The organism is Sphingomonas sp. Leaf67, from assembly GCF_001421965.1.
Taxonomy (GTDB): Bacteria; Pseudomonadota; Alphaproteobacteria; order Sphingomonadales; family Sphingomonadaceae; genus Sphingomonas.
On record NZ_LMLP01000005.1, the window covers coordinates 1 to 25,626 of the forward strand.

21 protein-coding genes and 1 pseudogene are annotated in these 25,626 nt (G+C 66.8%); 18 read left to right on the forward strand and 4 right to left on the reverse strand.

Going from position 1 to position 25,626, the window contains the following annotated elements:
- Positions 1-110: 110 nt before the first annotated feature.
- From ASE90_RS06980 to ASE90_RS07010, 7 genes and pseudogenes are all read left to right on the forward strand, one after another.
- A pseudogene (locus tag ASE90_RS06980) lies at positions 111-383 on the forward strand (alpha/beta hydrolase); the annotation flags it as partial.
- 55 nt (positions 384-438) lie between these two features.
- Positions 439-1,521 carry a catalase family protein gene (locus tag ASE90_RS06985; protein ID WP_055998260.1) on the forward strand — a complete coding sequence of 361 codons (1,083 nt, stop codon included), beginning with the start codon at positions 439-441 and terminating at the stop codon, positions 1,519-1,521.
- Positions 1,522-1,691: 170 nt separating this feature from the next.
- Entirely contained in the window at positions 1,692-3,722 is a 2,031-nt protein-coding gene (locus ASE90_RS06990) for an L-dopachrome tautomerase-related protein (protein ID WP_055998263.1), read from the forward strand.
- A gap of 11 nt (positions 3,723-3,733) precedes the next feature.
- Positions 3,734-4,819: a catalase family protein gene (locus tag ASE90_RS06995; RefSeq protein WP_055998341.1), complete on the forward strand. Its 1,086-nt coding sequence runs from the start codon at positions 3,734-3,736 to the stop codon at positions 4,817-4,819.
- Between the two features lie 38 nt (positions 4,820-4,857).
- The gene (locus ASE90_RS07000; protein WP_055998266.1) at positions 4,858-5,427 is read left to right on the forward strand and encodes a type 1 glutamine amidotransferase domain-containing protein; all 570 of its coding nucleotides are present in this window, start codon (positions 4,858-4,860) and stop codon (positions 5,425-5,427) included.
- The gene (locus ASE90_RS07005) at positions 5,427-6,188 is read left to right on the forward strand and encodes an SDR family NAD(P)-dependent oxidoreductase (RefSeq protein ID WP_055998270.1); all 762 of its coding nucleotides are present in this window, start codon (positions 5,427-5,429) and stop codon (positions 6,186-6,188) included. Before ASE90_RS07000 ends, ASE90_RS07005 begins: the two co-directional genes overlap by 1 nt.
- A gap of 47 nt (positions 6,189-6,235) precedes the next feature.
- Complete coding sequence (locus ASE90_RS07010; RefSeq protein WP_055998344.1) at positions 6,236-6,652, forward strand: ester cyclase; 417 nt, start codon at positions 6,236-6,238, stop codon at positions 6,650-6,652.
- Positions 6,653-7,201: 549 nt separating this feature from the next.
- Here the strand turns inward: ASE90_RS07010 and ASE90_RS07015 are convergent.
- Positions 7,202-8,782, reverse strand: coding sequence for a DUF5060 domain-containing protein (locus ASE90_RS07015; RefSeq protein ID WP_056625802.1), 1,581 nt, complete (start codon positions 8,780-8,782; stop codon positions 7,202-7,204).
- 70 nt (positions 8,783-8,852) lie between these two features.
- On the opposite strand from ASE90_RS07015, the gene ASE90_RS07020 reads away from it, so the two are divergent.
- Positions 8,853-10,142, forward strand: a complete 1,290-nt coding sequence (locus ASE90_RS07020; protein WP_055998273.1) for an MFS transporter — start codon at positions 8,853-8,855, stop codon at positions 10,140-10,142.
- 42 nt (positions 10,143-10,184) lie between these two features.
- Here ASE90_RS07020 and ASE90_RS07025 read toward each other — a convergent pair whose 3' ends face one another.
- From ASE90_RS07025 to ASE90_RS07035, 3 genes are read right to left on the reverse strand one after another with little or no spacing between them, the layout of a single operon-like run.
- The gene (locus ASE90_RS07025) at positions 10,185-11,651 is read right to left on the reverse strand and encodes an FGGY family carbohydrate kinase (protein ID WP_055998276.1); all 1,467 of its coding nucleotides are present in this window, start codon (positions 11,649-11,651) and stop codon (positions 10,185-10,187) included.
- The gene (locus ASE90_RS07030) at positions 11,651-12,610 is read right to left on the reverse strand and encodes a transketolase family protein (protein ID WP_082449640.1); all 960 of its coding nucleotides are present in this window, start codon (positions 12,608-12,610) and stop codon (positions 11,651-11,653) included. The genes ASE90_RS07025 and ASE90_RS07030 overlap by 1 nt, the downstream gene beginning before the upstream one ends.
- Positions 12,607-13,470, reverse strand: a complete 864-nt coding sequence (locus ASE90_RS07035; RefSeq protein WP_235519726.1) for a transketolase — start codon at positions 13,468-13,470, stop codon at positions 12,607-12,609. Before ASE90_RS07035 ends, ASE90_RS07030 begins: the two co-directional genes overlap by 4 nt.
- Before the next feature lie 74 nt (positions 13,471-13,544).
- Here ASE90_RS07035 and ASE90_RS07040 point away from each other — a divergent pair, with 74 nt between their 5' ends.
- From ASE90_RS07040 to ASE90_RS07085, 10 genes are read left to right on the forward strand one after another with little or no spacing between them, the layout of a single operon-like run.
- Positions 13,545-14,525 carry a sugar phosphate isomerase/epimerase family protein gene (locus ASE90_RS07040; protein WP_055998279.1) on the forward strand — a complete coding sequence of 327 codons (981 nt, stop codon included), beginning with the start codon at positions 13,545-13,547 and terminating at the stop codon, positions 14,523-14,525.
- Entirely contained in the window at positions 14,525-15,688 is a 1,164-nt protein-coding gene (lldD, locus tag ASE90_RS07045) for an FMN-dependent L-lactate dehydrogenase LldD (protein WP_055998282.1), read from the forward strand. The genes ASE90_RS07040 and lldD overlap by 1 nt, the downstream gene beginning before the upstream one ends.
- Entirely contained in the window at positions 15,685-18,798 is a 3,114-nt protein-coding gene (locus tag ASE90_RS07050) for an alpha-L-rhamnosidase (RefSeq protein ID WP_055998285.1), read from the forward strand. Before lldD ends, ASE90_RS07050 begins: the two co-directional genes overlap by 4 nt.
- A gap of 57 nt (positions 18,799-18,855) precedes the next feature.
- Positions 18,856-20,034 carry an aldose 1-epimerase family protein gene (locus tag ASE90_RS07055; RefSeq protein WP_055998288.1) on the forward strand — a complete coding sequence of 393 codons (1,179 nt, stop codon included), beginning with the start codon at positions 18,856-18,858 and terminating at the stop codon, positions 20,032-20,034.
- A complete protein-coding gene (locus tag ASE90_RS07060; RefSeq protein WP_055998290.1) occupies positions 20,031-20,777 on the forward strand; it encodes an SDR family NAD(P)-dependent oxidoreductase in 747 nt (248 codons plus the stop codon). The genes ASE90_RS07055 and ASE90_RS07060 overlap by 4 nt, the downstream gene beginning before the upstream one ends.
- A 12-nt stretch (positions 20,778-20,789) precedes the next feature.
- Positions 20,790-21,980: a CaiB/BaiF CoA transferase family protein gene (locus ASE90_RS07065; RefSeq protein ID WP_055998292.1), complete on the forward strand. Its 1,191-nt coding sequence runs from the start codon at positions 20,790-20,792 to the stop codon at positions 21,978-21,980.
- A complete protein-coding gene (locus ASE90_RS07070; protein ID WP_055998295.1) occupies positions 21,977-23,071 on the forward strand; it encodes an extracellular solute-binding protein in 1,095 nt (364 codons plus the stop codon). Before ASE90_RS07065 ends, ASE90_RS07070 begins: the two co-directional genes overlap by 4 nt.
- Complete coding sequence (locus tag ASE90_RS07075; RefSeq protein WP_055998298.1) at positions 23,068-23,838, forward strand: enoyl-CoA hydratase/isomerase family protein; 771 nt, start codon at positions 23,068-23,070, stop codon at positions 23,836-23,838. The genes ASE90_RS07070 and ASE90_RS07075 overlap by 4 nt, the downstream gene beginning before the upstream one ends.
- 3 nt (positions 23,839-23,841) lie before the next feature.
- Positions 23,842-24,804, forward strand: a complete 963-nt coding sequence (locus tag ASE90_RS07080; RefSeq protein WP_055998301.1) for a 2-hydroxyacid dehydrogenase — start codon at positions 23,842-23,844, stop codon at positions 24,802-24,804.
- On the forward strand, positions 24,788-25,588 hold the full coding sequence (locus tag ASE90_RS07085) for a kinase (RefSeq protein ID WP_055998303.1): 801 nt from the start codon (positions 24,788-24,790) through the stop codon (positions 25,586-25,588). The genes ASE90_RS07080 and ASE90_RS07085 overlap by 17 nt, the downstream gene beginning before the upstream one ends.
- The last annotated feature ends 38 nt before the right edge of the window (positions 25,589-25,626 follow it).

The following is a 25,626-nucleotide window of genomic DNA, read 5'->3' on the forward strand; positions in this document are numbered from 1 at the left end:
CCTCACGCCCTACGAATACATCGCCAAGATCTGGACGTCAGAGCCAGACCGGTTCATCGTCAACCCGATCCACCAGATGCCGGGACTAAACACCTAGCAAGGCCGATGCGCAGGACCCCCGGCTGAACTTGGTCGCGGCGAACTTGCGCGGCCTGCCACCGACGACGATCATCAACGCGCAGATCGATCCGCTCCGCTCGGATGGCGAGACGTTGGCTGCCGCGATGCGGGCGGCCGGCGACAAGGTCGAGCAGAAGACTTATCCAGGCGTGACCCATGAGTTCTTCGGCATGGCCAAGGTCGTGAACGGCGCCAAGCAGGCGAATGATCTCGCAGTCGCGCGACTGAAGACGGCGTTCCAAGCGCCTGCAGCCCGCCGCTGAGCGTAACGGCGGCGGCATCGAGCCGCCGCCTCCTTGCCGGAGAGGACCAACGACCATGACCCAGACCCCCGTCCGCTATTCTTCCGACGTCGAGGATGTGAAACCTGACGAAGCCGAGACGATCACGAAGCTCAACGAGACGTTCGACAAGATCCTCGAGACGACAGCGGAGGATTACGGCCACGCAGTCCGTTCGGTCCACGCCAAGGCGCATGGCTTCCTCGAGGGGACGCTGACTGTCCATGACGGTCTTCCTCCCGAGCTGGCCCAAGGCCTGTTCGCCACCCCGGGCGAGCACAAGGTCGTCATGCGCTTCTCGACCAACGCGGGCGACATCCTGCCCGACACCATCAGCCTGCCGCGCGGCCTAGCGCTCAAGGTCATGGACGTCGAAGGTGAACGCCTGCCCGGCGCCGACGGAAGGACGCAGGACTTCGTCATGGTCAACGGCCCGGTCTTCCAGAACAAGACCGCCGACCAGTTCCTAGGCAACCTCAAGCTCTTGGCCGGCACCACCGACAAGCTCGAGGGCACCAAGGAGGCGATGTCGAAGGTGCTTCGCGGCGTGAACACCGTGCTGAGCGCGGTCGGTATCGAGAGCCCGAAGGTGCAGACGCTTGGCGGCGCACCCAACTACGATCCGCTCGGCGAGACCTACTTCAGCGTCACGCCGTTCCGCTATGGCGATTATATCGCCAAATTCGCTGTCTTCCCCGTGTCCGAGGACCTCACCGATCAGACCGGCACGACGATCGATGCCAGCACCCGCCCCGATGCGTTGCGCGACGTCATCCGGACAGAGGCCCAGGTGCTTGAGATGGAATGGGAGGTGCGGGTCCAACTCTGTCGCGACCTGAAGGAGCAACCTGTCGAAGATCCGACCGTCGAGTGGGAGCAAGAAGATGCGCCCTTCCAGACCGTGGCGACCATCCGAGCGGCCAAACAGGACAGCCTGAGCGAGGACAAGTTCCAGCAGATCAACGAGGAGCTGCGCTTCTCGATCTGGACCGGGCTTGCCGCACACCGGCCGCTCGGGAACATCAACCGGGCTCGCAACGAGACCTACCGACACTCCGCCGACTTCCGTGCCCGCGTGAACGGCTGCCCCTACCACGAGCCTGCTGGCGGTCGTGCCTGACCGGCGAAGGTGGCGTGCGATCCCAAGACGCTGAACGTTGGCCGGCCGGCGCGGAGATTAACGGGGCGCTGGCCGTTCTGACCGTGGTCCTGTTGGTGAATCCAAAGCTTTGATGGAGCGGCCGATTCCACCACCGCACGCAAAAGGTTGCACCGCCAGGAGGCTGACGAATGCCGATGATTAGCACTGGCTACCTGAACATGGAGGTGTCGCTTTACGGCGCGGAGGAGGGGCAGCCGTTGCTCCTCATCCACGGCTGGCCGGATGACGCGTCGACATGGGATCAGGTGGCCCCCGCACTGGCCGCGGAAGGGTTCCGCGTCATCGTCCCGACGTTGCGTGGGTTCGGCGCCACACGCTTTCTCGATGACGACGCCCCCCGGACCGGCGACAGCGCGATGCTCGCGATCGACATGATCGCACTGCTCGACGCGCTCGAAATTGATCACTTTATGGTCGCCGGACACGACTGGGGATCGAACACCGCCGAGGCCCTGGCCGTCGGCTGGCCCGATCGGGTGGAGCGGATGGCGATGCTGTCGACCCCGCCGCGGCTCGGCAGCATGCCAACGCCGCCATTCGAGCAGACCCAGCGGCAATGGTATCACTGGTTCATGGCGACGGGCCGCGGGGCGGAAGCGGTACGCGCAGACCGGCGCGGGTTCACCCATCTGCATTGGGTCAATTGGTCGCCACCGGGATGGTTCGACGAGGTGACGTTCGACCGTGTCGCCCGGTCGTTCGACAATCCCGACTGGGTCGATGTGACGCTTCACAGCTATCGCGCGCGCTGGGGCGAAGCGGAACCTGATCCACGAAGCGCCTGGCTGGAGGACAAGGTCAAGGCGACCACGACCTTGTCTCTGCCGACGCTCTACATTCACGGCGATGCCGACGGCGTGAATGCGCCCTCGACCGCGCTGGGCGTGCCAGCAAAATTCGCGGGCCGGTTCGCTCGCATCACCATGACCGGGGTCGGCCATTTTCCGCAGCGGGAGAACCCGCAAGCGGTGGTGCGCCACCTCCTTACCCTCTTCGCCGGCGCCCCCGCCGTGCTCACCGATACGATCGACAGGAGCCTGACCATGAAGAAAGCCGCCCCCTATGCCGCCGGGATCGCCGCCATCGGCCTGGTCGCCGCTGCCGCAGCCGGAGTCGCCCATGCCCAGGGACGCAGCGCGCAGCTGACGCAGGTGGCACAATTCGATCATCAGGCGACCGGCGTCGCGGTGACCGAGGATGGCCGTCGCTTCGTCAACTTTCCTCGCTGGACGGACGACGCGCCCATCTCTGTTGCCGAGGTGATGAAGGACGGATCCTTACGCCCCTATCCCGACGCCAAGTGGAACAGCTGGCGCAACGCCCGCGCCAACGAACTGCCGGTCGGCGATTATTTCGTTTGCGTGCAGTCGATCGTGCCCGACGGCCACGGCAACCTCTGGGTGCTTGATCCCGGCGCGCCCGGAAACGAGAAAATCCTCGAAGGCGCCCCCAAGCTCGTCCGCATCGATCTGGCATCGAACGCGGTGACGAAGACGATCCCGGTTCCCGGCGATGTGGCGCTGCAGGGCACCTACCTGAACGACATCCGCTTCTCACCCGACGGCAAGACCGGCTACATCACCGACAGTGGCACGCGCGGCGCGATCATCGTCGTCGACCTCGAAAGCGGCAAGAGCCACCGCGCGCTCGATGGGCACGCCTCGACGCAGATCGAAAAGACGGTGAAGGTCACGCTCGACGGCAAGCCGCTGGTGCGTCCCGATGGCCGCCAGCCCGCCTTCGCTGCCGATGGCATCGCGATCTCGAAGGATGGCAAAACGCTCTACTATCAAGCGCTGACCGGCAAGACGCTGTACGCGATCGATACCGCCAAGCTGCGATCGGACGTCAGCGAGACCGACAGGTCGGCAGCCGTGAAGACGGTCGCGCAGACCCATGTTGCCGATGGCCTATGGATGAGCAAGGCGGGCGTGCTCTACCTGACCTCGCCGACTGACTATGCAATCAAGCGGCTGAACGGCGCGACCGTCGAGACAGTGCTGACGGATCGCCGCCTGCGCTGGCCCGACACCTTCTCCGAAGGGCGCGACGGGACGATGTACGTCACCGCCAGCCATATCCAGGACACCAACTGGTTCATGCCCGGCGCACCGCCGTCGATCAAGACGCAGCTGTTCTCCTTCCCGCCCGCCAAGTGATCGGACATCCCATGACCTATTTGCAATACTCGCCCGACATCGAAACACGAGAGCCCGACGAACAGGAGAGCATCGACGGCATCATCCAGGGGATGACCTGGGAGAGCCAGACGGTCGAGAAGCGCGACGGACACGCGGTACGGGCGAGCCACGCCAAGAGCACGGCTTGTGTGATCGGTAAGCTCATCGTCGCACCCGGGCTGCCGCCCGAACTTGCCCAAGGCCTGTTCGCCGAGCCGGGCGCGTTCGATGTCGCCGTCCGCTTCGCGCAAGGACCCGGTGAGAAGCTCGGTGATCACGTCTCGACGCACCGCGGCATGTCTATCAAGGTGTTCGGCGTCGAGGGCGCGAAACTGCCCGGCCATGATGCGCCGACGCAGGACTTCGTCCTTGCCAGCGGTACGACCTTTCCGGCGGGTACTGCCGCTGGTTTCCTCTCGCAGGCCCAAAAAATAGGGCTAACAGTTCCCATGCCCGAGGGGGTGAAGAGCGCAGCCGCGTCTGTCGCTCGCAACATCAACAAGGTGTTGAACGCGGTTGGTGCGGGCCCAAGCCCGACGCTCGACTTCTATGGCCACCCCTTCAGCCACCCCCTGGTCGAGGAATATTTCAGCCAGTGTCCGGTCCGCTTCGGCGACCATGTCGCCAAGATCGGGGCCTTTCCCGTTGCAGCCGAGCAACAGGCGCTCATCGATTGGCAGCTCGACCCTCATCAGGATGAGGATGGCTTCCGCCATGCCGCGGTCGATTACTTTGAGGGTAACGACGCAGTGTTCGAACTTCGGGCGCAGCTGTGGACCGATGCCGAGACGCAGCCCATCGAGGACACCTCCGTCGACTGGCCGGCGAGCGAAAGCCCGTATCGCACCGTCGCCACGATGCGACTGCCGCGACAGTCAGCCTATGGGCCGGACCGCGTCCGCTACTTCAACGAGGTGATGACGTTCCGCCCGGCCCATAGCCTGGAGGTCCATCGCCCGCTCGGCGGTGTGATGCGTGCGCGCATGCAGGTCTATCAGGCGCTCAGTGACCTCCGTCACCGCGAGAACGGTATCGCCGCTGCCAACACCGCCGACATCCACGACATCCCGGCCTGAGCTCAAACGCCAGTGCTGCTGATAGTGAGAGGACCATCATGAAACTCGAAGGCAAAAACATCGCGATCCTGATCGCGCCGCGCGGGACTGAAGAACCTGAGTTCGCCAAACCGAAAGCTGCAGTTGAGGAAGCAGGCGGGCAGGTCACCGTCGTCAGCCTGGAGACGGGCGAGGCGGAGACGTTCAACAACGATCTCGATCCCGGCGCGAAGTTCAAGGTCGACAAGGCGATCGACGGGGTTTCGGCCGATCAGTTCGATGCGCTCATCATCCCGGGCGGCTGCGTCGGTGCGGACAAGCTGCGCGGATCGGATAAGGTCGTCTCGTTCGTTCGCGACTTCTTCGCTGCCAAGAAGCCCGTTGCTGCAATTTGCCACGCACCATGGACGCTGATCGAGGCCGGTCAGGTCCGCGGCCGTACATTGACCTCGTTCCCGACCCTTCAGACCGACATCGAGAATGCGGGCGGCACTTGGGTCGATCAGGAGGTCGTCGTTGACCAAGGCCTCGTCACCAGTCGTAGCCCGGACGATCTGCCTGCCTTCTGCGCCAAGCTGGTTGAGGAATTTTGCGAAGGCAAGCACGATGCACAGGCGGAGAACGCGTAATGGCGCGCTTTTCCGACGAGGTCGTCGTCATCACCGGTGCCGCCTCGGGGATCGGTGAGGGCGCCGCTCGCCGCTTCGCCGACGAAGGTGCCACGCTTGTACTGGGCGACATCGACAAGGGTGCGCTCGACAAGTTGGCGGGCGAGTTCGGCGGCACGGTCGAGACCCGCGAAACCGACGTGTCCGATCGCGCGGCATGCGAGGCATTGGTTAAGGCTGCGGTCGATCGGTTCGGTCGGATAGACGTGCTGATCAACGACGCCGGCGTCGATCACCTTGGCAAGGTCGACGAAGGCGACTTTGCCGAGTTCACGAAGGTGATCGAAACCGACCTCTATGGCGTCGTCCATATGAGCCGTGCGGCGATCGCGCACTTGCGCCAGTCGAAGGGCTGCATCGTCAACGTCTCGTCGGTGTCGGGGTTGGGCGGTGACTGGAACCACAGCTTCTACTGTGCGGCAAAGGGGGCGGTCAGCAACTTCACGCGAGCTCTGGCGATGGACGAGGCGAAGAACGGCGTCCGCGTCAACGCGGTCAACCCGTCGCTGACCTATACCGCACTGACTGCGGGCATGAAGGAACAGCCCGAGCTTATTGCCAAATTCGAAGAGCGCATCCCGCTCGGACGCGGCGCCGAACCCTCCGACATTGCAGGTGTGATCGCGTTCTTAGCGAGTGAGGACGCGCATTTTGTGACAGGTGTTAATCTGCCCGTGGACGGTGGCCTCACCGCATCGAACGGTCAACCGCCGCTATCTTGATCTATGCGAGGCGGGCCCTCCGCCTGCCCCTTTTCCAGGAACGGATTATGTCAGTCGAATCCAACAGGGCGCTGGCGCTTGCCTACTTTCCCGCTTTCCGTGACCGCGATGAGGAATGGTGGGAAGTGCATATTGCGCCCGAATTCGTCCGCCACGACGCCGGACTTGATTTCCCGGTCGTAGGGCCGGCGGGGACCAGGAAGCTGGCCTCTGTCCTACACGGCGGCTTCTCCAACATCCAATATCAAATCGTGCAAGTGGTGGCGGAAGGCGACCGCGTGCTCGTTCACTTACGTCAGGTCGCGACCCACTCTGGCGAGTATGGAGGCACGCCGGCGACAGGGACGCGCACCGATATCGAAGTGATGGACCTGTTCCGTATCGAAGGTGACAAACTGGTCGAGCATTGGGCTCTGATGGACAACTTGAACCTGCTTAAGCAGATTGGTGCCGTCAAGGAGTGATCTACTCGTGGGCGGTTCTAAAGTGGCGCTCGTCACCTGTGCACCGATAGGCGGTAGGACCCACAAGCCGCCATTCACACCACCTTATTGAATCCCCAACATCGGCCGCTCGTTCATTAACGCGCATGAGTTCAACATCGACGTACCAGTAATTTTCTTTTGGACGGCCGAGTCGTACTGTCTATTTGTGTGCATTATCCTTCGCCCGCGGCACGCCGGTCGGCGTACCAAGGTACGAACCGTACTACTGAGCCGCCCTAGCCATTCTCATGCCAATCCCATTGGCACATGCGTTCCGTTGTTCCGCGCATAAATGTAATAGCTGTTGACCATACCCGGAAAAACTAACCGTTGGCTGGCAACGACGCTTTCTAGGATCATCCGGTCGCTCCGAGCCGTTCCAATTGCCGCCCTTACATCCGTAATTCCCAAACCCAATACTGACGATCGTTAATTTTTTGACTCCAGTGATTCGTATATTATCGGGCTATACACAGTACACCTAGCAATAAACCGGTTTCAAAAATTCGTGGAATGTCCAGCGAATTTTTACACTTTCATTATACGTAGCGCAATATAGGGGCTCCCTGGCAGAACAATACTCGGCCGCGCAGGGTCGTGACTGTCGTATTCGTCGCGCTGGACCATATGGAACACGCCTTCCACCGGTGTGATTGTCATGTTCCATGTGTCGAGGATGTCGATCCGGTAATCGGGGTGCGGATTGGCAGCGCGTGTGGGCAGGACGACGTCCCAGCGCGTCGGGCGGCTGTTGCCGAAATATTTAAGATACCAAGTGAAATCGCGCCCGCCGAGATGATAGTCCCAGAATTGCTGAATCGGATCGATCCCTGGCGACGGTACGCTTGCGAGGATGCGGTTCAGGAACGCCAACCGGGGCGGACTGGTCCCGCGCAGGCTGCCGCCCTGCCCCAGCCACGACTGGTCGGGATTGCCGGTATCGGTGAAAACCTCGCCATGCCCGACATAGGCACCGCCGAGCGTGCCCCACCAAAAACGTTCGACTAGTTGCTCGCCGGTAAGCCGCGCCCAGCGCTTGTCCGAATTCCCCTCGTAGATCACCTCGTCGAAGATCACCGCCTTCTGCGCGAAATTGCGGTGCGGATGGACCCGCCCGTCGTCGAGCACCGCCGCGCCGTGCTGAATGCTAGCATGGGTGATCCATGGCTTGCGGTGATCGTAATAGACGTTGAGCTGGTGGATCGACCGCAGCCGGTCGTGCGGATCGGCGGCAACCAGTACCGCGAACAGATGGTCCCAGTCGGCGATCGTCTTGTCCTCGACGATGTCATATTCGTTGGCCATCGCCCACCAGACATGGCGATACGCACCGAATCGCGCTGCGACGTAGCGGACATAGCGTTCGTCGTCCGACCGCCGCATCGCCGAATAGCCGCGCAGTTTGTCGTAGGGGTGGAACAGGATGACGTCGGCCTCGATCCCCAGTTCGCCCAGCCGGCGGACGCGGTCCTCGAACCGGCGAAAATAGGCGGGATCGAAGCGGGTCGGGTCCCAGTCGCGCGGCCCCCCGCCGGTGCGCACGAACGGATCGGTCGCGACCGATGCGACGTTCGGGAAGACGCACATCCGGATCTTGTTGAACGGTCCGGCCTTCAGCGTCGCCAGCGTCCGGGCGCACTGCGCATCGGATTGCAGCGCCCACGAATAGGCGGTCGTGCCCACCGGACGATAGGGCGTGCCGTTGGCGTGGACGAAATGATAGCCGTCGCGCGTCATCCGCACCGGGCCGTGGTTGCCGGCCGACGGGGGCACGCTCTCCACCGTCCCGCTTCGCCTGTCGAGCGCGGCGACGTTGCTCGCCGTCGTCCACGTCCATCGCCCGAGCGACGGCGGGCTGAAGCGGATGCGATAGATGCCATCGCCATCGTAGAAGCCGGGCACCGCGATCCGTGCCGTTCCCAGCGCGAAGGTCGCGCTCAGCGTCACGTCGTCGAACGGGTTGCCGCCCGCCGGGCCGGCGAGCGCGATCTCGTGGAGTCCCCAGCGCTCGACCCGCTGTGGGTTCCCGGCCGCGGCAGCCGGAGTCAGTGCCGCCGTCGCCACGGCCGCCGCACCGCCCAAAATGGTCCTTCGCGAAACCGTCACCATCGCTCTCCAATTGCGCCGCAACTCATACTATCATATGTCGTCATATGATATAGAACCGAAGGGAGAGGGAATGGAAGGCGCAATCGCGGAAGGAATCGGTTCCGACCGAAACGACTGGAAGAACACGATTCTGGCCGGGCTTGCCAACTATATCGATGCCGGATCCATCGTCGCGGGTTCGGCCGCGCTCGCACTGTGGATGCAGGCCTATGACCTAAGCCCCGGTTTCGTCGGGCTGATTGGCGCGTTCGGGCCGAACGCCATTTCCGCCGGCATCGGCGCGTTCGTCGGCGGGCGGCTGTGCGACCTGTTCGGGCGCAAGAAGATCTACCAATATGACATGCTGTTCTATGCGTTCGGCATGTTGTGGCTGATCTTCGCGATGAATGCGTGGATGGTGCTGATCGGCTTCTTCCTCGTCGGGCTGGCGGTCGGCGCGGATATTCCGGCATCATGGTCGCTGATCGCCGAAACCGCACCAAAGGGCGCGCGCGGCAAGCATAGTGGCGTGGCGCAGGTGCTGTGGTATCTGGGCCCGGTCGTCGTGCTGCTGATGTTTCTGGTGCTCGAACCGCTGGGCCTGCTCGGCGCGCGGATCGTGTTCGCGCACCTTGCCATTCTGGCGGTGGCGCTGACCTTCCTGCGATCGCGGATGAAGGAATCGCAACGCTGGCTGGATGCGCAGGCGGACAAGGCACCGGCGGCCGGCCCGACGGCGCAGCCCGCGCGGCTGCGCGACCTGATGACAAGGCAGTGGATCGCGCCGATGGCGTTTTTGATCGGCATGTACGGCATGTGGAACCTGTGGGCGGGCACCAACGGCTTCTTCTTTCCCTATATCCTGCGCACGGTCGGCAACCAGAGCCAGGCGATGGCGGTGGCGGTGCAGTCGTTCAGCTTCCTGCTCGGCGTGCTGTCGATCTGGCTGATCTTCATGCGACTGTCCGACCGGGTTAACCAGCGCACGCTGTTCCTGGTGTCGGCGATCGTCCAGGTGATCGGCATGTCGCTGCTGGCGATCTTTCCGCTGACGCTGCCGATGGCGCTGTTCCATGTGGTGCTGATGAGCATCGGCCAGGGGTTCGGCGCACAATCCTTCTTCCAGCTCTGGAGCGCCGAGATGTTCCCCACGTTGCTGCGATCGACGGCGCAGGGGCTGATGTTCGGGATCGTGCGGATCACGCTGGGTATCTTCAGCTTCTTCGTGCCGCTGCTGACGGCGACCGGATTCCAGACGCTGGCCTGGATCCTGACCGGGTTCCTGGTTCTGAGCGGGTTGATCGGCTACCTCGGCGCACCGCGCAACGAGGGCAAGTCGCTCGACGAACTCGAGGCGGAGATGGAGGGGCAGGCGGCGTAGGACGGCAGGCCGGGCCGGGGGGATGCCCGGCCCGGCACCGCGTCACCCCGCGTGTTTGATCGCGCTTGCCCAATGGGCGCGCATCGCCGCCCGGGCCGGCGCGTCGATCGCGGGTACGAACACCGCCTCGGGCGTCAGTCGCAGGTCGGCACCGTCCAGTCCCATCGCCTCGGCCGCCAACCGTGCCGCGCCCAGCGCGCTGGCTTCGGCAGCATGCGGGCGAAGGATCGACCGGCCGGTCAGGTCGGCGAGAAGCTGCGCCAGCAACGGGTTCTTCGCCGCGCCGCCGTCGATCGACACGGTGGCGCAGCTGCGGCAGAGATCGGCCTCCATCGCGACCAGCACGTCGGCGATCTGGAGGGCGATCGCGTCCAGCGTCGCGCGCGCGACGTGCGCCGGGCGGGTCGACAGGGTCATGCCGCCGATCTGCCCGCGCGCCTGCGGTCGCCAGTGCGGCGCGCCCAGCCCGGCCAGCGCGGGGACGAACGTCACTCCGCCGGCATCGGCGACGGTGGCCGCCAGCGCCGTCAGCCCCGCTTCGTCGGTCAGCCCGAGCAGCGTCGTGACGAATGCCGCCGCCTGCCCCGACACCGAGATATTCCCTTCGAGCGCATGGCGGACGACGCCGCCACGGCTCCACGCGATTGTGCCGGACAGGCCGTGCGCCGAGCGCACCCGCCCGTCGGTCGGCGTCATCAGCGAGCTGCCGGTGCCGATCGTCGCCTTCACCCCGCTGCCCGGGGTCTCGATCCCGTGCGCGAACAGCGCGGCATGGCTGTCCCCGACCATGGCATGGATCGGGGTGCCCGGCGGCAACGCGGTGATGCCGGGCGCGACGGTGCCGAACGCGGCATCCGACGACAGTATCTGCGGCAGCATGGCGAGCGGCACGTCGAAGATCGCGGCAAGATCCTCGTCCCAGCGCAGCCGATCGAGATCGAACAACTGAGTGCGCGACGCATTGCTATGATCGGTCGCATGTACCGCGCCATCGGTCAGGTTCCACAACAGCCAACTGTCGATCGTGCCGCAGCGCAGTTCACCGCGCGCCGCGCGGTCGCGCGCGCCGGGCATGGCGTCGAGCAGGCCGGCGATCTTGGCGGCGGGAAATAGCGGGTCGAGGCTAAGCCCGGTGCGCGCGAGCACCAGCGGTTCGTGCCCCTGCCCGCGCAGCGCGGCCAGCCGCCCGGCCGATCGCTGGCATTGCCACAGCACTGCCGGAGTCAGTGCCCGACCCGTAGCCGCGTCCCAGATCACCACGGTTTCGCGCTGGTTGGCGATGGCCACCCCCATGACCCGCACATCGGGGGCGGAGGCGACCAGTTCGCCGATCAGCGCGGCGACCGCTTCCCAGATGTCGGACGCCGATTGTTCGGCCCAGCCGGGCCGCGGATAGGCGACGCGCATCGCGCGCGACCGCGACCGGACGACCGTGCCGTCGGTGGCGACCAGCAACGCCTTGGTATTGGTCGTCCCCTGATCGATCGCGAGGATGACCGGGCGGCTCATCACGCCGCCCGCTGTCCGAGCACGTCGCGCACCGCCGCCGCGATACCGGTGGCGGTCAGGTCGAAGCGCTCCATCAGCCAGTCGGCCGATCCGGTCGGCAGGAAGCCGGGAAAGCCCAGCATCCGCATCGGCACCGGCGCATGGCGCGCGCACCATTCGGCGACCGCGCCGCCCAACCCGCCGTGCGCCAGCCCTTCCTCGGCGGTCACGATCGCGCCGGTCGCCGCCGCCGCGGCCAGCGCGGCGGCATCGATCGGCGACACAGTGGCCATGTTGACGACGCGCGCCGCCACCCCCTCACCCACAAGGATGTCGGCGGCGGCGATCGCGCGGTGGACCAGCGTCCCGCTGGCGACGATCGCCACGTCGCCGCCCTCGCGCAGCGTCTCGGCCCGGCCGATCGCGAAGGGGGTGTCGTCCCGGTCGAGCGCGGGCACCGGCATCCGGCTGATGCGGACATAGACCGGGCCGTCGTGCGCGGCGGCGGCGCGGATCGCGGCATCGGTCTGCCATGGATCGGCGGGGACGATCACCGTCAGCTTGTCGATCGCGCGCAACCACGCGACATCCTCGATACTGTGATGCGTCGCGCCCAGTTCGCCATAGGCGACGCCGCTGGAGATGCCGCACAACTTGACGTTGGCCTGGCTGTAGCCGCAGTCGACCTTGATCTGCTCCATCGCCCGCGCGGTCAGGAAACATCCCGCGCCGCTGACGAACGGCACCTTGCCACCGTTGGCCAGCCCCGCGGCGACGCTGACCATATTCTGTTCGGCGATGCCGACGTTGACGAGCCGGTCGGGAAAACGGTCGCGGAACCTGCCGAGCTTCGACGATCCGACCGAGTCGTTGACTACCGCGACGATGCGGTCGTCGGTGGTCGCCATGTCCTCCAGCGCGGCGACATAGGCGTCACGGCAGTCGAACAGACCGTGCGGGTTGGACGCGGCGACGCTCACGACGCCATCTCCGCTTCCAGCTCGCGGATCGCCTGGACATATTGCGCCGCATTCGGCACGCCATGATGCCAGCCCGCCTGATCGCGCATGAAGCTGACGCCCTGACCCTTGGCGGTATCGGCGATGATGCACAGCGGCCGGTCGCGTGGGGCCGCCGCCGCGTCGAACGCCGCCAGCAGCGCGCCCGCGTCATGCCCGTCGACGCCGACGACTTCCCAGCCGAACGCGCGCCATTTGTCGGCCAGCGGTTCGAGCGCGTTCGTATCCTCCGTCCTCGCACCCTGTTGCAGGCGGTTGCGATCGACCACGACGGTCAGCTTGCCCAGCCGCCGATGCCCGGCGAGCATCGCTGCCTCCCACATGCTGCCTTCCTGCAATTCGCCGTCGCCGGTGAGCGCGAAGACGCGGTAGTCGGCCCGGTCGATCTGTCCGGCGATGGCGATGCCCACCGCGACCGGAAACCCGTGGCCGAGGGGTCCGGTGTTGGTTTCGACGCCCGGCAGATACATCCGGTTGGGATGGCCGTTCAGCCGCGATTCCGGCTGGAGATAGGTGTCGAGTTCGGCTTCGGGAAAGAAGCCTCGCGCCGCCAGCGCCGAATAGAGCGCGCCGGTGCAATGTCCCTTGCTCATCACGAACCGGTCGCGGTTCGGATCGTCGGGCCGGGCGGGATCGATCCGCAGAACGTCGAAATACAGCGTGGCGAGGATATCGGTCGCCGACAGGTCGCCGCCGGGATGCCCCTGCCCCGCCCCGACGATCATCGCCAGGAGCCGCCGACGCATCCAGTTGGCCCTGGCACGCACCCGATCGGCGCGCGCGGCGAAATCGTCATTGCCTGTGGCGAACATATTATTCATATGACGTCTTATATGTGATTATTGCCGGAACGCAATTGCGTTGCTTGGCTAAAATTTCGCGGGAGGATCGATAGATGGGCAAGCAACGCTATGGTGCCGGGATTTGGCATTTCGCAACCTATGTCGATCGCTACGCCACCGATGGCTATGGCGAGACCCGTTCGCTGATCGACATGATCGATCTGGCGGGGCGGGTCGACGACCTGTCGGTAGTGGACATCAACTATCCCTTCGTCGATCCCAGCCTGTCGCTGTCTCAGGTCGACGCGGCGCTGGCGCGCAACGCGCTGTCGGTGATCGGGATTACGCCCGAAATCTATACGCGGCAGTTCGCGCGCGGCGCCTTCACCAATCCCGATCCGGGCATCCGCCGCCTCGCCAATGAGATGTGCAACGACGCCGCCCGCGTCGTCCGCCATTTCGGCGCGGACTATGTGAAGCTGTGGCCGGGGCAGGACGGGTGGGACTATCCGTTCCAGGTCGACCACCGCGACCTGTGGCGGATGAGCGTCGAAGGCGTGGCCGAATTGGCGGGACAGAACCCCGACTTGAAATTCGTCATCGAATACAAGCCGCGTGAACCGCGCGTCCACATGAGCTACGACAGTGTCGCGCGCACCCTGCTGGGCATCGAGCGGATGGGGCTGCCCAATGTCGGTATCCTGCTCGATTTCGGCCATTCGCTGTACGGCGGCGAAAGCCCGGCCGACGCCGCGCAACTGGCGATCGATCACGGCCGGCTGTTCGGGATGGACGTGAACGACAATTTTCGCGGGTGGGACGACGATCTGATCGTCGGCTCGGTCCATCCGATCGAGCTGTTCGAGTTCTTCTATACCCTACGCAAGAACGGGTGGGAGGGCGTGTGGCAGCTCGATCAGTTCCCGTTCCGCGAGGACAGCGTCGCCGCCGCCAATTCGGCGATCGGCTTCCTGAAGGCGGTGGAGCGCGCGCTGGACAAGCTGGACTTCGCCGCGATGCAGGCAGCACAGGACCGGCAGGATGCGGTGGCCGCGCTCAATCTGGCGCGGCAGGCGCTGTTCAGCTCCTACTGATGATTATTTCCTCCGCCAGCGATTTCCGCGAGGCCGCACGACGGCGCGTGCCGCGATTCCTGTTCGATTATGCCGATGGCGGCGCCAATGGCGAGGAGACGCTGCGCTGCAACGTGTCCGACCTAGCCGGCATCGGCCTGCGCCAGCGGGTGTTGCGCGACGTGGCCGCCATCGACCTGACGACCAATTTGTTCGGCCGCCAGATCGCCCTGCCGCTCGCACTGGGTCCGGTCGGCATCGGCGGCATGTACGCCCGGCGCGGCGAGGTGCAGGCCGCCCGCGCGGCGGCGGCGGCCGGGGTTCCCGCCTGCCTGTCGACGGTGTCGATCTGTTCGATCGATGAGGTCGCGGCGGTCGCCGACCCGTTCTGGTTCCAACTGTACGTGTTGCGCGACCGGGCGTTCATGCGCGACCTGATCGCGCAGGCGAAGGCGGCGGGCGCCGGCGTGCTGGTGTTCACCGTCGACATGCCGGTGCCCGGCGCACGCTACCGCGACGCCCATGCCGGCATGTCCGGCCCGCGCGCGCCGCTGCGACGGGTGATGCAGACGCTGGGGCGGCCGCACTGGGCATGGAATGTGGGGCTGCGCGGCCGGCCGCACATGCTGGGCAATCTGCTGCCGGTGCTGGGCAGCGACAGCGGGCTGAACGATTATATGGGCTGGCTGGCGAAGAATTTCGATCCGTCGATCCGGTGGAGTGACCTCGACTGGATCCGCGCGGCATGGGACGGCCCGCTGGTCATCAAGGGCATCCTCGATCCCGAGGACGCGCGGGAGGCGGTGCGCATCGGCGCAGACGGCATCGTCGTGTCGAACCACGGCGGCCGGCAACTGGACGGCGTGCTTTCGACCGCGCGCGCGCTGCCCGCGATCGCCGACGCGGTGGGGGATGCGCTGAGCGTGCTGGCGGACGGCGGGATACGCTCCGGGCTGGACGTCGTGCGCATGCTGGCATTGGGCGCGAAGGGCGTCCTGCTCGGTCGCGCGTGGATCTATGCGCTGGCGGCGCAGGGCGAGGCGGGCGTCGCCCGGCTCGTTGACCTGATCGCGCGCGAGATGACCGTGGCGATGACGCTGACCGGCGTGAACCGGATCGCCGCGATCGACCGGTCGATCCTTGCCGACCCTGCACTTCGCCTTACCGCCGGAGCCACCGCATGACCCTGCGCGTCGTCGACCTTCGTGTCGAGGCCATCGTCGATCCGATCGGCATCCACGTCCCCGCCCCGCGCCTGTCGTGGCGGATCGAGAGCGACGGCCACGGCGTCGTCCAGTCGCGCTACCGCATCCGCGCCGAAGCGGACGGGGCCGTCGTCTGGGACAGCGGCGAGGTGGCCTCCGATGCCAGTTTCGCCGTCCCCTATGGCGGGCCGCCGCCACGCCCCCGGCAACGGGTGTCATGGTCGGTCGAGATCGCCACCGCCGACGGACGGCAGGCCGGTTCCCGTCCGGCATGGTTCGAGGCGGGACTGTTAGACACATGGGGCGCCGACTGGATTGAGGCGGAGGACGACCTTGCCGCTGCCGACCGGATGGCGGGCATGGCATGGGTATGGAGCGACACCGCGCTCGACCCGCGCCTGCACGGCTTCCGCCTCGACCTGCTCGTCCCGCCCGACGTGGTGCATGCCGAGATCGCGGTGGCGGGCAAGGATCATCTGCGCGGCGTGTGGATCGACGGGCTGCCCGCGCCGCTCGACCAGCCATGGGGCTATGATAGTCCGCTGCCGTTCTGGGGATCGCTCGCCCCGGTCGTGGCGACGCTGCGGCCCGGCCGCGCCAGCGTCTGCGTCGCGGTCGACGCCGATGTCACCGGCTTCTTTCCGGTCGATGGCGGCGCGTTCGCCAGCCTGATCCGGCTGCACCACGCCGACGGGCGGATCGACCGGATCGTCAGCGGACCGGCGTGGCGGGTGCTGCCCGATCCGCCGGCAGGATGGCAGGATGCGGGCTTCGACGCCGGCGACTGGCCCTGCGCGGTTCCGAGCGGATCGAACGCCGGCAACGACCCGCGCCCGGCCGAACCGGCGATGCTGCTGCGCCACGACTTCGTCGCGCGCGGCGGGATCGTCGCCGCCCGCCTCTATGCGACGGCGCTCGGCAGTCATATCGCGACGATCAACGGGCAACGGGTGTCGGACGCGATCCTCTCGCCCGAGATCAGCGTCGCCGATGCCCATGTCTTTTACGAAAGCGTCGACGTTACCGGGCTGATTGTGCCGGGCGCCAACGCCATCGGACTGACGGTCGGCGACGGATGGTATGCCAGCGCGTTCGGCTGGCGGATCGAACGTTATGCGTTCGGCCCCGCACCGCGCCGGGTGCGCGCCGAACTGCACATCGACCATGCCGATGGCAGCCGGCAGCGGATCGCGACCGGTCCCGGCTGGCGCATCGCCCCCTCCCCGATCATGCGGTCCGAAATCTACGATGGCGAGACGGTCGACGCGCGGTGGACGATCGCGGCGTGGGACCATGCCGGGTTCGACGATTCGGGCTGGTCGACCGCCGCCATCGGCACCGCGCCCGACGTTGCGCTGCTGCCGCTCGTCTCGCCGCCGCTGCGTGCCGTGGACGAACGCCGCGCGGTGACAGTCGCCGAGCCGGTGCCGGGCCGGTTCGTGTTCGATTTCGGGCAGAATTTCGCGGGTTGGGCACGGATCGCCGCGCGGGGCGACGCGGGCACGACGATCACCGCGCGCTTCGCCGAACTGCTCGGCGACGACGGCACGGTCGACATGGCCAACCTGCGCCTCGCCCGCGCGACCGACCGGTTCATTCTGGCGGGAACCGGCGCGCGCGAGACGTTCGAGCCGTCGTTCACCTATCACGGCTTCCGCTATGTCGAGATCGAGGGCTATCCGGGGGTGCCGGAGGTCGAGGATGTCGTCGGCATCGTCGTCCATAGCGATTGCCGCATCACCGGCGCGATGCGCTTCGTCGATGCCCCGTTGTTGCAGACGATCTGGCGCAACGCACTGTGGAGCCAGCGGTCGAACTTCTTCGCCGTCCCGACCGATTGCCCGCAGCGCGACGAACGCATGGGGTGGATGGGCGACATCCAGGTGTTCCTCGATGCGGCGGCGTTCAACATGGAGGTCGCCCCCTTCCTGCGCCGGTTCCTGATCGACGTCCGCGCCGCTCAGCGCGCCGACGGCGGCTATCCGATCGTCGTGCCGCAACCGCAATCCTATCCGCCCGTCGTCACCGCCGGGTGGAGCGAGGCGGGGGTGATCCTGCCGTATCAACTGTGGCAGCGCTACGGCGACACGGCGGTCATCGACGAGAACTGGACAGCGATGACGCGGTGGATGGCGCATGTCGCCGCCGCCAATCCCGATGGCGTGTGGCGTCACGATCGCGGACTCGATCTGGGCGACTGGTTGTCGGTCGATGCGGTGAAGCCCGATGACGAAACAACGCCGCGCGGACTGTGCGCCACCGCCTATTGGGCATGGACGGCCGAGCTGATGGCGGCGATGGCCGATGCGACCGGACGGCGCGACGAGGCGGCGGACTATCGCGCGCTGCGCCTGCGGATCGGCGCTGCCTTCGCCGCCGAATATGGCGGCCAAGGCGGCAGGGTCGGCAACGGCAGCCAGACCGGGCAGGTGCTGGCGCTGCACATGGGACTGGTACCGGCGGAGTGGCGCGCCACCGCCGCACGTGTGCTGGCCGACGATATCCGCGCACGAGGCATGACGCTGTCGACCGGGTTTCTCGGCACGCCCTATCTGCTCGACGTGCTGGCCGACGCGGGGTTGCTGGCCGAGGTCGAGGCGCTGCTGCTTCAGACCCACTATCCGGGTTGGGGCTATATGGCGGGGCAAGGTGCGACCAGCGTGTGGGAGCGGTGGAACGGCGATACCGGCGATATCGCGATGAACAGCTACAATCATTATGCCTTCGGCGCGGTGGTCGGGTTCTTCTATCGCCGGCTCGCCGGGATCGCGCCGGGTGCGCCGGGGTTCGGGCGAATCGCGGTGCGGCCGCTGTGGCTGCCCGGGGTCGGGCGGGTCGAGGCGTCCTATGATTCCTGTGTCGGGCGGATCGCGACGCGAACGCATGGTGACGGCGACGGGCTGACCGGACTGGCGCTGTCGGTTCCGGCCAATACCACCGCCGACGTCGAACTGCCGATGTGCCGTGCGTGGCGCGAGGGCGGCCGGGCGCTGCGCGTCCACCCTGCCATCCACGACCTGCGCGACGCGGACGGCATGGTCCGGTTCAGCATCGGATCGGGCGACTGGACTTTCGCGATGGACGATTGACGTTACCCGACACCAAAGCTAAACATCATACGTCTTACGATAGAGGGGAGAGGCAGGGTGGTCACGCTGTTCGGCGAGACGATGTCGCGGCGGACGCTGGCGACCCGGACCGGGGCATTGTCTCAGTTCGCCGGCGTGCGGCTGTCGACGCTGGGCGACGGGGTGGAGCGTGGTATCCGCCAGCTCGAATTCCGCACCGGCACCGGGCTGCGCTTCACGGTGTTGATCGACCGGGCGATGGATATTGCCGAATGCGAGCATGCCGGGCGCGCGGTCGGATGGCATTCGCCCTCTGGCTTCCGGCACCCCGGACTGCACGATTATGAGGGCGAAGGCGGGCTGGGCTGGTTCCGGTCGATGTCGGGGCTGAACATCACCTGCGGCCTCGACCACACGCTGTTCATGCACGACGATCCGGCCGGGCACTATCATTACGGCCCGCGCGCCAAGGTGGCGTCGTCGCTCCACGGCCGCATCGGCACGATCCCCGCGCGCCTGACCGGCTATGGCGAGCATTGGGACGGCGACTACTGCGTATTGTGGGCCGAAGGTGTGGTGCAGCAATCGACGGTGTTCGGCGAGGACCTCCACCTGATCCGCCGGATCGAAGCCGATGTCGGCGGGGACGAGATCCGGCTGCACGACCGCGTGGTCAACCACGGTTTCTACCGCACGCCGCATATGTATTGCTACCATATCAACGTCGGCCATCCAGTGCTGGCACCGGGCGCACGCTATGTCGCGCCCATCCGCGACGTCGTCTGGGCGGCGCATGTCGACAGCTATCAGGCGCAGGGCGTCGGCTATCGCACCGCCCCCGCGCCGATCGCCAATTTCCACGAACAGGTGTGGCAGCACGACATGGCCGCCGATCCCCACGGCCGGGTCAACGTCGCGTTGGTCAACGAAGCGATCGGCTTCGGCTTCGAGGTGGAGACGCTGAAGACCCAGTTTCCGGCGATGTACCAGTGGCAGAACTTCCACGCCGGCCATTACGCGCTGGGCATCGAACCATCGACCAACCACGTAATGGGCAAGGACTTCGCGCGTAATCGCGGCGAGCTGATCGAACTGGAGCATGGGCAAGAACGCCGGTACGACACCGTGCTTCGCCTGCTGCCCGATGCGGCGGCGGTGGCGGATGCCGTCGCCCGCATCGAAGCGGTCGCCCACCAGCCGCAGGCGGACTATCCGCAACCCAGCGGCATCTTCCCGCCGATCCGGGGCCGGTCATGATCGGTCGCAGGATCCTCTATACCGGCGCGGCGGGCGGACTGGGGCTTGACACCACGCTGCTGCTGATGCGGCGCGGGGCGACCGTGATCGCTCTCGACAATGACCCGGCGAAGGTCGCGAAGCTGCGGGATGCGGCAAGCGCCCTCGATACCGGGCGGCTGGTGGTATCTACCGTCGACCTGTCCGATCTCACCGGCTTGCGCGCCGAGCTCGACCGGTTGATCGCCGAGTCGGGCGGTATCGACGTGGTGGTCAACAACGCCGCCATCTATCCGTCGAAACCGTTCGAGGACTATTCGATTGAGGAGCATCAGTTCGTCCAGCGGGTGAACGTCGATGCCGGGATCGTCGCGGTGCAGGCCGCATTGCCGGGGATGCGCGCGCGTGGCTTCGGTCGGATCGTCAACATCGCCAGCATCACCATTTCCGGCGGGTGGGCGCATCTTTCGCCCTATGTCGCGTCAAAGGGCGCGCTGATCGGGCTGACGCGGGCATGGGCGCGCGAGTTCGGCCCGTATGGCGTGACCGTCAACGCGATCGCGCCGGGAGCCTTCCCGACCGATGCCGAGGCGATCCACCCCGATCCGGAAGGGTACAACCGCATGGTGCTGGACGCGCAGGCGATCAAGCGGCGCGGGACCGCCGCCGACATCGCCGCGGCCATCGCCTTTTTCGCCGCCGACGAGGCGAGTTTCATCACCGGCCAGACGCTGCACGTCAACGGCGGCTGGGTCATGGCCTGAAGGACCGACCATATGACTATCCTGAAGGGCATCCGCGTCCTCGACTGTTCGATCGCGATGGCCGGGCCGTTCGCGGCGCAGCGGCTGGGCGATCTGGGCGCCGATGTGGTGAAGGTCGAACCGACCTCGGGCGAATGGCAGCGCCATGCCTCGGCCGGCGGGGCAACCGGCAACCTCATCAACGTGTCGTTCCTGTCGCTCAACCGCAACAAGCGATCGTTCGCGGTCGACCTGAAGGCGGCGGAGGGTAAGGCGCTGCTGCTGGAGATGGTGAAGACTGCCGACGTGTTCCTCCAGAACTATCGCCCCGGCGTCGCCGAACGGCTGGGCGTGGACTATGCGACGCTGTCGGCGATCAACCCGCGGCTGATCTATGTCTCGATGTCGGGCTATGGCGAGGACGGGCCGTATCGCAGCTATCCAGGGCAGGACCTGTTGTTGCAGGGCATGTCGGGCGCGATGCTGTCGGCCGGGGCGGACGGCGAGCCGCCCACGCCCGCCGGACAATATCTGGTCGATGCCGTCACCGCCTATTCGGCGTTCGAGGGCGCGCTGGCCGCGCTGTTCCACCGTGAACGCACCGGCGATGGCCAGTTGGTGCAGATCAATATGCTCGACGCGATCACTACCATCCAGATGCAGGAACTGTCGGTTTTCACCATCGGCAACAAGCCGCAGACCCGCTCGGCCGAAGCGCATGCCCACAGCTATATCCGCGCACCGTACGGCGTGTTCGCGACCAGCGACGGCTATGTGACGCTGGCGATGGCACCGCTGAAAAAACTGGGCGAATTGCTCGGCGATCCGTTCTTCGCCGAACTGGACGACGAACGCGATAGCTGGACGCACCGCGACGCGATCTTCGCGCGGGTGAAGGCGGCGCTGCCGTCGGCGACCAGTGCGCAATGGCTCGAACGGTTTCGTGCGGTCGATATCTGGGCGGGGCCGGTCTATGGCTATGCCGATCTGGTCGACGATCCGCAGATCCGCCACAACGGCACCTTCGTCGAATATGACCATCCGACCGAAGGCCGGGTCAAGACACCGGGCTTCCCGATCCGCTTTTCGAAAACACCCTCCGCCATCGCGCGCGGCGCACCGCTGGTGGGCGAGCACAGCCGCGAGGTGCTGGGCGAGTTGGGGCTGGATCGGGAGGCGATCGACCGGCTGATCGAATCCGGCGTCGTGCGGCAGCACGCATGAGCTTTCGTGGCCTGACCTGGGACCATCCGCGCGGTTACAATGCACTGGCGGCGGCGGGCGGCACGCTCGTCGTGTGGGACCGGCATCCGCTGGAGGGGTTCGAGTCGCGGCCGATCGCCGAGCAATGCGCGCTGTACGATCTGGTGGTGCTCGACCATCCGCACGTCGGCGAGGCGGTGGCGACGGATTGCCTGATCCCGCTGGAAAAGCTGTTCGCCGCCGATGAACTGGCCACATGGGCGATGGCGGCGATCGGGCCGTCGCTGGCGAGCTATCTTTATGCGGACCAGCACTGGGCGCTACCGCTCGATGCCGCGACGCAGGTGATGGCGATCCGTCGCGACTGGAACGACGCGGCGCCGACGACCTGGGCGGACGTAGTGGCGCTGGCCGAGCGGGTTCCGATCGCCCTGTCGCTGGCCGGGCCGCATGCCGCGCTGACCTTCCAGTCGATCTGCGGCGCGCTGGCCGCCGTGCCGACGCGGCCGGGCGACCGGTTCGTCGACCGCCCGCTCGCCCGCGAGGCATGGGCTCTTATGGCGCGGCTGACCGGCGATGCGACGCGCGCCGCGGCAGCTATGAACCCGATCGCGCTGCTGGAAGCGATGGCGGCCGGCACCGGTCCGGTGCTGTGTCCGCTGATCTATGGCTATGTAAACTATGCCGCCAACGGACAGGTCCGCTATGCCGATGCACCCAGCGGCAACCGCATCGGATCGGCGCTGGGCGGCACCGGCATTGCGGTGTCGCGCCGTGCGAAGGTGACGCCCGAGCTGCTCGACCATCTGCGCTGGCTGTTGTCCGACGAAGCGCAACGTGGCTTCATTCCGGCGCATGACGGGCAGCCGTCGTTCCGGTCGGCATGGACCAATCCGGCGGTCGATGCCGCCGCCGGCGGATTCTATGGCGCGACCCGCGCGACGATCGAGGCGGCGCTGATCCGTCCGCGCCACGACCATGCCATCGCGTTCCAGACGGCGGCATCGGCGGCGATCCGCGACGGGTTGCTGCGCGGACTGCCGGCGGACGTGGTGCTAGACGCCGTCGACGCGGCCTATTCCCAGCATCACCTGCCCGGAGCGGAAACATGATCGACGAGCTGCGCTTCACCATCGCCGATCGCATCGCGACGATCGTGATCGACCGGCCGCACAAGCTGAACGCAATGACCCCGGCGATGGCCGATGCGCTGGTCGCGGCGGTCGGCGAGTGCAACCGGTCGGACGCGGTGCGCGCGGTGGTGGTGACGGGGGCAGGAGAAAAGGCGTTCAGCGCGGGATCGGACATCACCACGCTGGACGGCTATGCGACGCCATGGGATTTCCGCAATCGCGCCGATTACTGCGATGCGCTACGCGCGTGCCGCAAGCCGGTGATCGCGGCGGTGAACGGCTATGCGCTGGGCGGCGGGCTGGAAACCGCGATGGCGTGCGACATCCGCATCGCATCGACCAACGCCCGCTTCGCCGCGCCCGAGATCAAGCTCGGCTGGATCGGCGGCGGCGGCATGGCGGCCGGGCTGGCCTATGCCGCCGGGCCGTCGAACGCGGCGATGCTGCTGCTGACCGGCGACATGATCGATGCCGATCGCGCCCTGGCATGGGGGTTGGTGAGCGAGGTCGTCGCTCCCGAGCTTCTAACGGCGCGAGCGCACGAGATGGCCGCCGTCATCGCGTCGCGCGCGCCGATCGCCGCCGAAACCGCCAAGCTGAACCTGCGGGCGGGCTTCACCATGCCGTGGGACAAGGCGATCGAGTACGAGCGTGACCTGCAGGCGATCTGCTTCGCGACCGACGACGCGCGCGAGGGCCGGGCGGCGTTCGCCGAACGGCGCGCACCTGATTTCCGGAGGCGCTGAGCCATGCCCGCCACCCGCCCCCGCATCTTGCTGACGCGCCGCTGGCCGGCACCGGTCGAGGACCGGCTGGCCGAACGCTACGACGTCACCCGCAACGCGTCAGACGTTCCGCTCGACGCGCCGGCGCTAGCCGCGGCGATGCGGGATCACGATGCGGTGTGTCCTACGGTCACCGACCGGCTGCCCGCCGCCATCCTCACAACGGACGGCCGGCGGGCGGGCATCGTCGCCAACTATGGCGCGGGGTTCGACCATATCGATCTGGACGCGGCGAGGCGTGCCGGGGTGGTCGTCACCAACACGCCCGACGTGCTGACCGATGCCACCGCCGATATCGCGATGCTGCTGATCCTGATGGCCAGCCGCCGCGCGTCGGAGGGCGAACGCGAGCTGCGCGCCGGTCGATGGACCGGCTGGCGTCCGACGCACCTGCTGGGCCATGGCCTGTCGGGCAAGACGCTCGGCCTGATCGGCTATGGCCGGATCGCCCGCGCGACGGCGGCGCGCGCGCGGGCGTTCGGGATGACGGTGGTGTACCACAGCCGCCACCGGGCCGGGGACATGCCCGACGATACCTATCGCGCGACCCCGGCGGCGCTGGCGACGGATGCCGATGTCGTGTCGCTGCATGCGCCGGGCGGCTACGCGACGCGGCACATGGTCGATGCCGCGTTCCTCGCGACGATGCGGCCGCACGGCGTGCTGGTGAACACCGCGCGGGGCACGCTGGTCGACGAGGCCGCGCTGGCGCGGGCGTTGCGCGACGGCACGATCGCGGCGGCGGGATTGGACGTCTATGCCGCCGAACCGGTGGTGTCGCAGGCGTTGCTCGACGCGCCCAACGTCGTGCTGCTGCCGCATCTCGGCAGCGCCACGCACGAAACGCGGGTCGCGATGGGCATGCGCGTCGCCGACAATCTTGACGCCTTCTTCGACGGACGCGCCCCCGATGACCGGATCACCTGAACGTTTGGCGGCACGGGTGCGCGACTGGCGCGGGCGGGGTCCGCTGATCCTCGGCCTGTGCGGTGCGCAGGGGTCGGGCAAGTCGACGCTGGCCGCCGGACTGGCCGATCGGCTGTCGGCTGAGGGTTGGCGCGTCGCCATCCTGTCGCTCGACGACCTGTATCTGGGCGGGGCGGCGCGCGATGCCCTGGCCCGCACCATCCATCCACTGCTGCGCACACGCGGCGTGCCGCTGACGCACGACGTCGCGCACGGCATAGCGGTGATCGATGCGATCCGCGCGGGCGACAGCGTGGCGCTGCCCCGGTTCGACAAGGCGCGCGACGAACCGGAACCGGCGGCATGCTGGCCGATCGCGCCGGCGAACCTCGACCTGCTGATCTTCGAGGGGTGGTGCGTCGGCGCACGGCCGCAGGGACCCGCCGCCCTCGCCGAACCGGTCAACGCGCTCGATCGCGACGAGGACCCGCAGGGTCGCTGGCGCCGCGCGGTCGATACGGCGCTGGCGGGGGACTATGCCGCGTTGTTCGCACGGATCGAACGGCTGGTGCTGCTCGCCGCGCCGGGGTTCGAGGTCGTGACGGACTGGCGCGCCGAACAGGAGGACACGCTGCGCCGCCGGCTGATCACTCAGAGCCGCCCGACCGACGGGCTTATGGATCGCGCGGCGATCGGGCGGTTCGTCGCGCATTACGAACGGCTCACGCGATGGATCCTGCACGAGATGCCGGCGCGGGCCGACCTCATCCTGCCGCTCGATCGGCGGCGTGGTCTATTGGAGTAAAAAACGGCCGCCGGGCCGGTCGGGCACGCGGCGGCCGA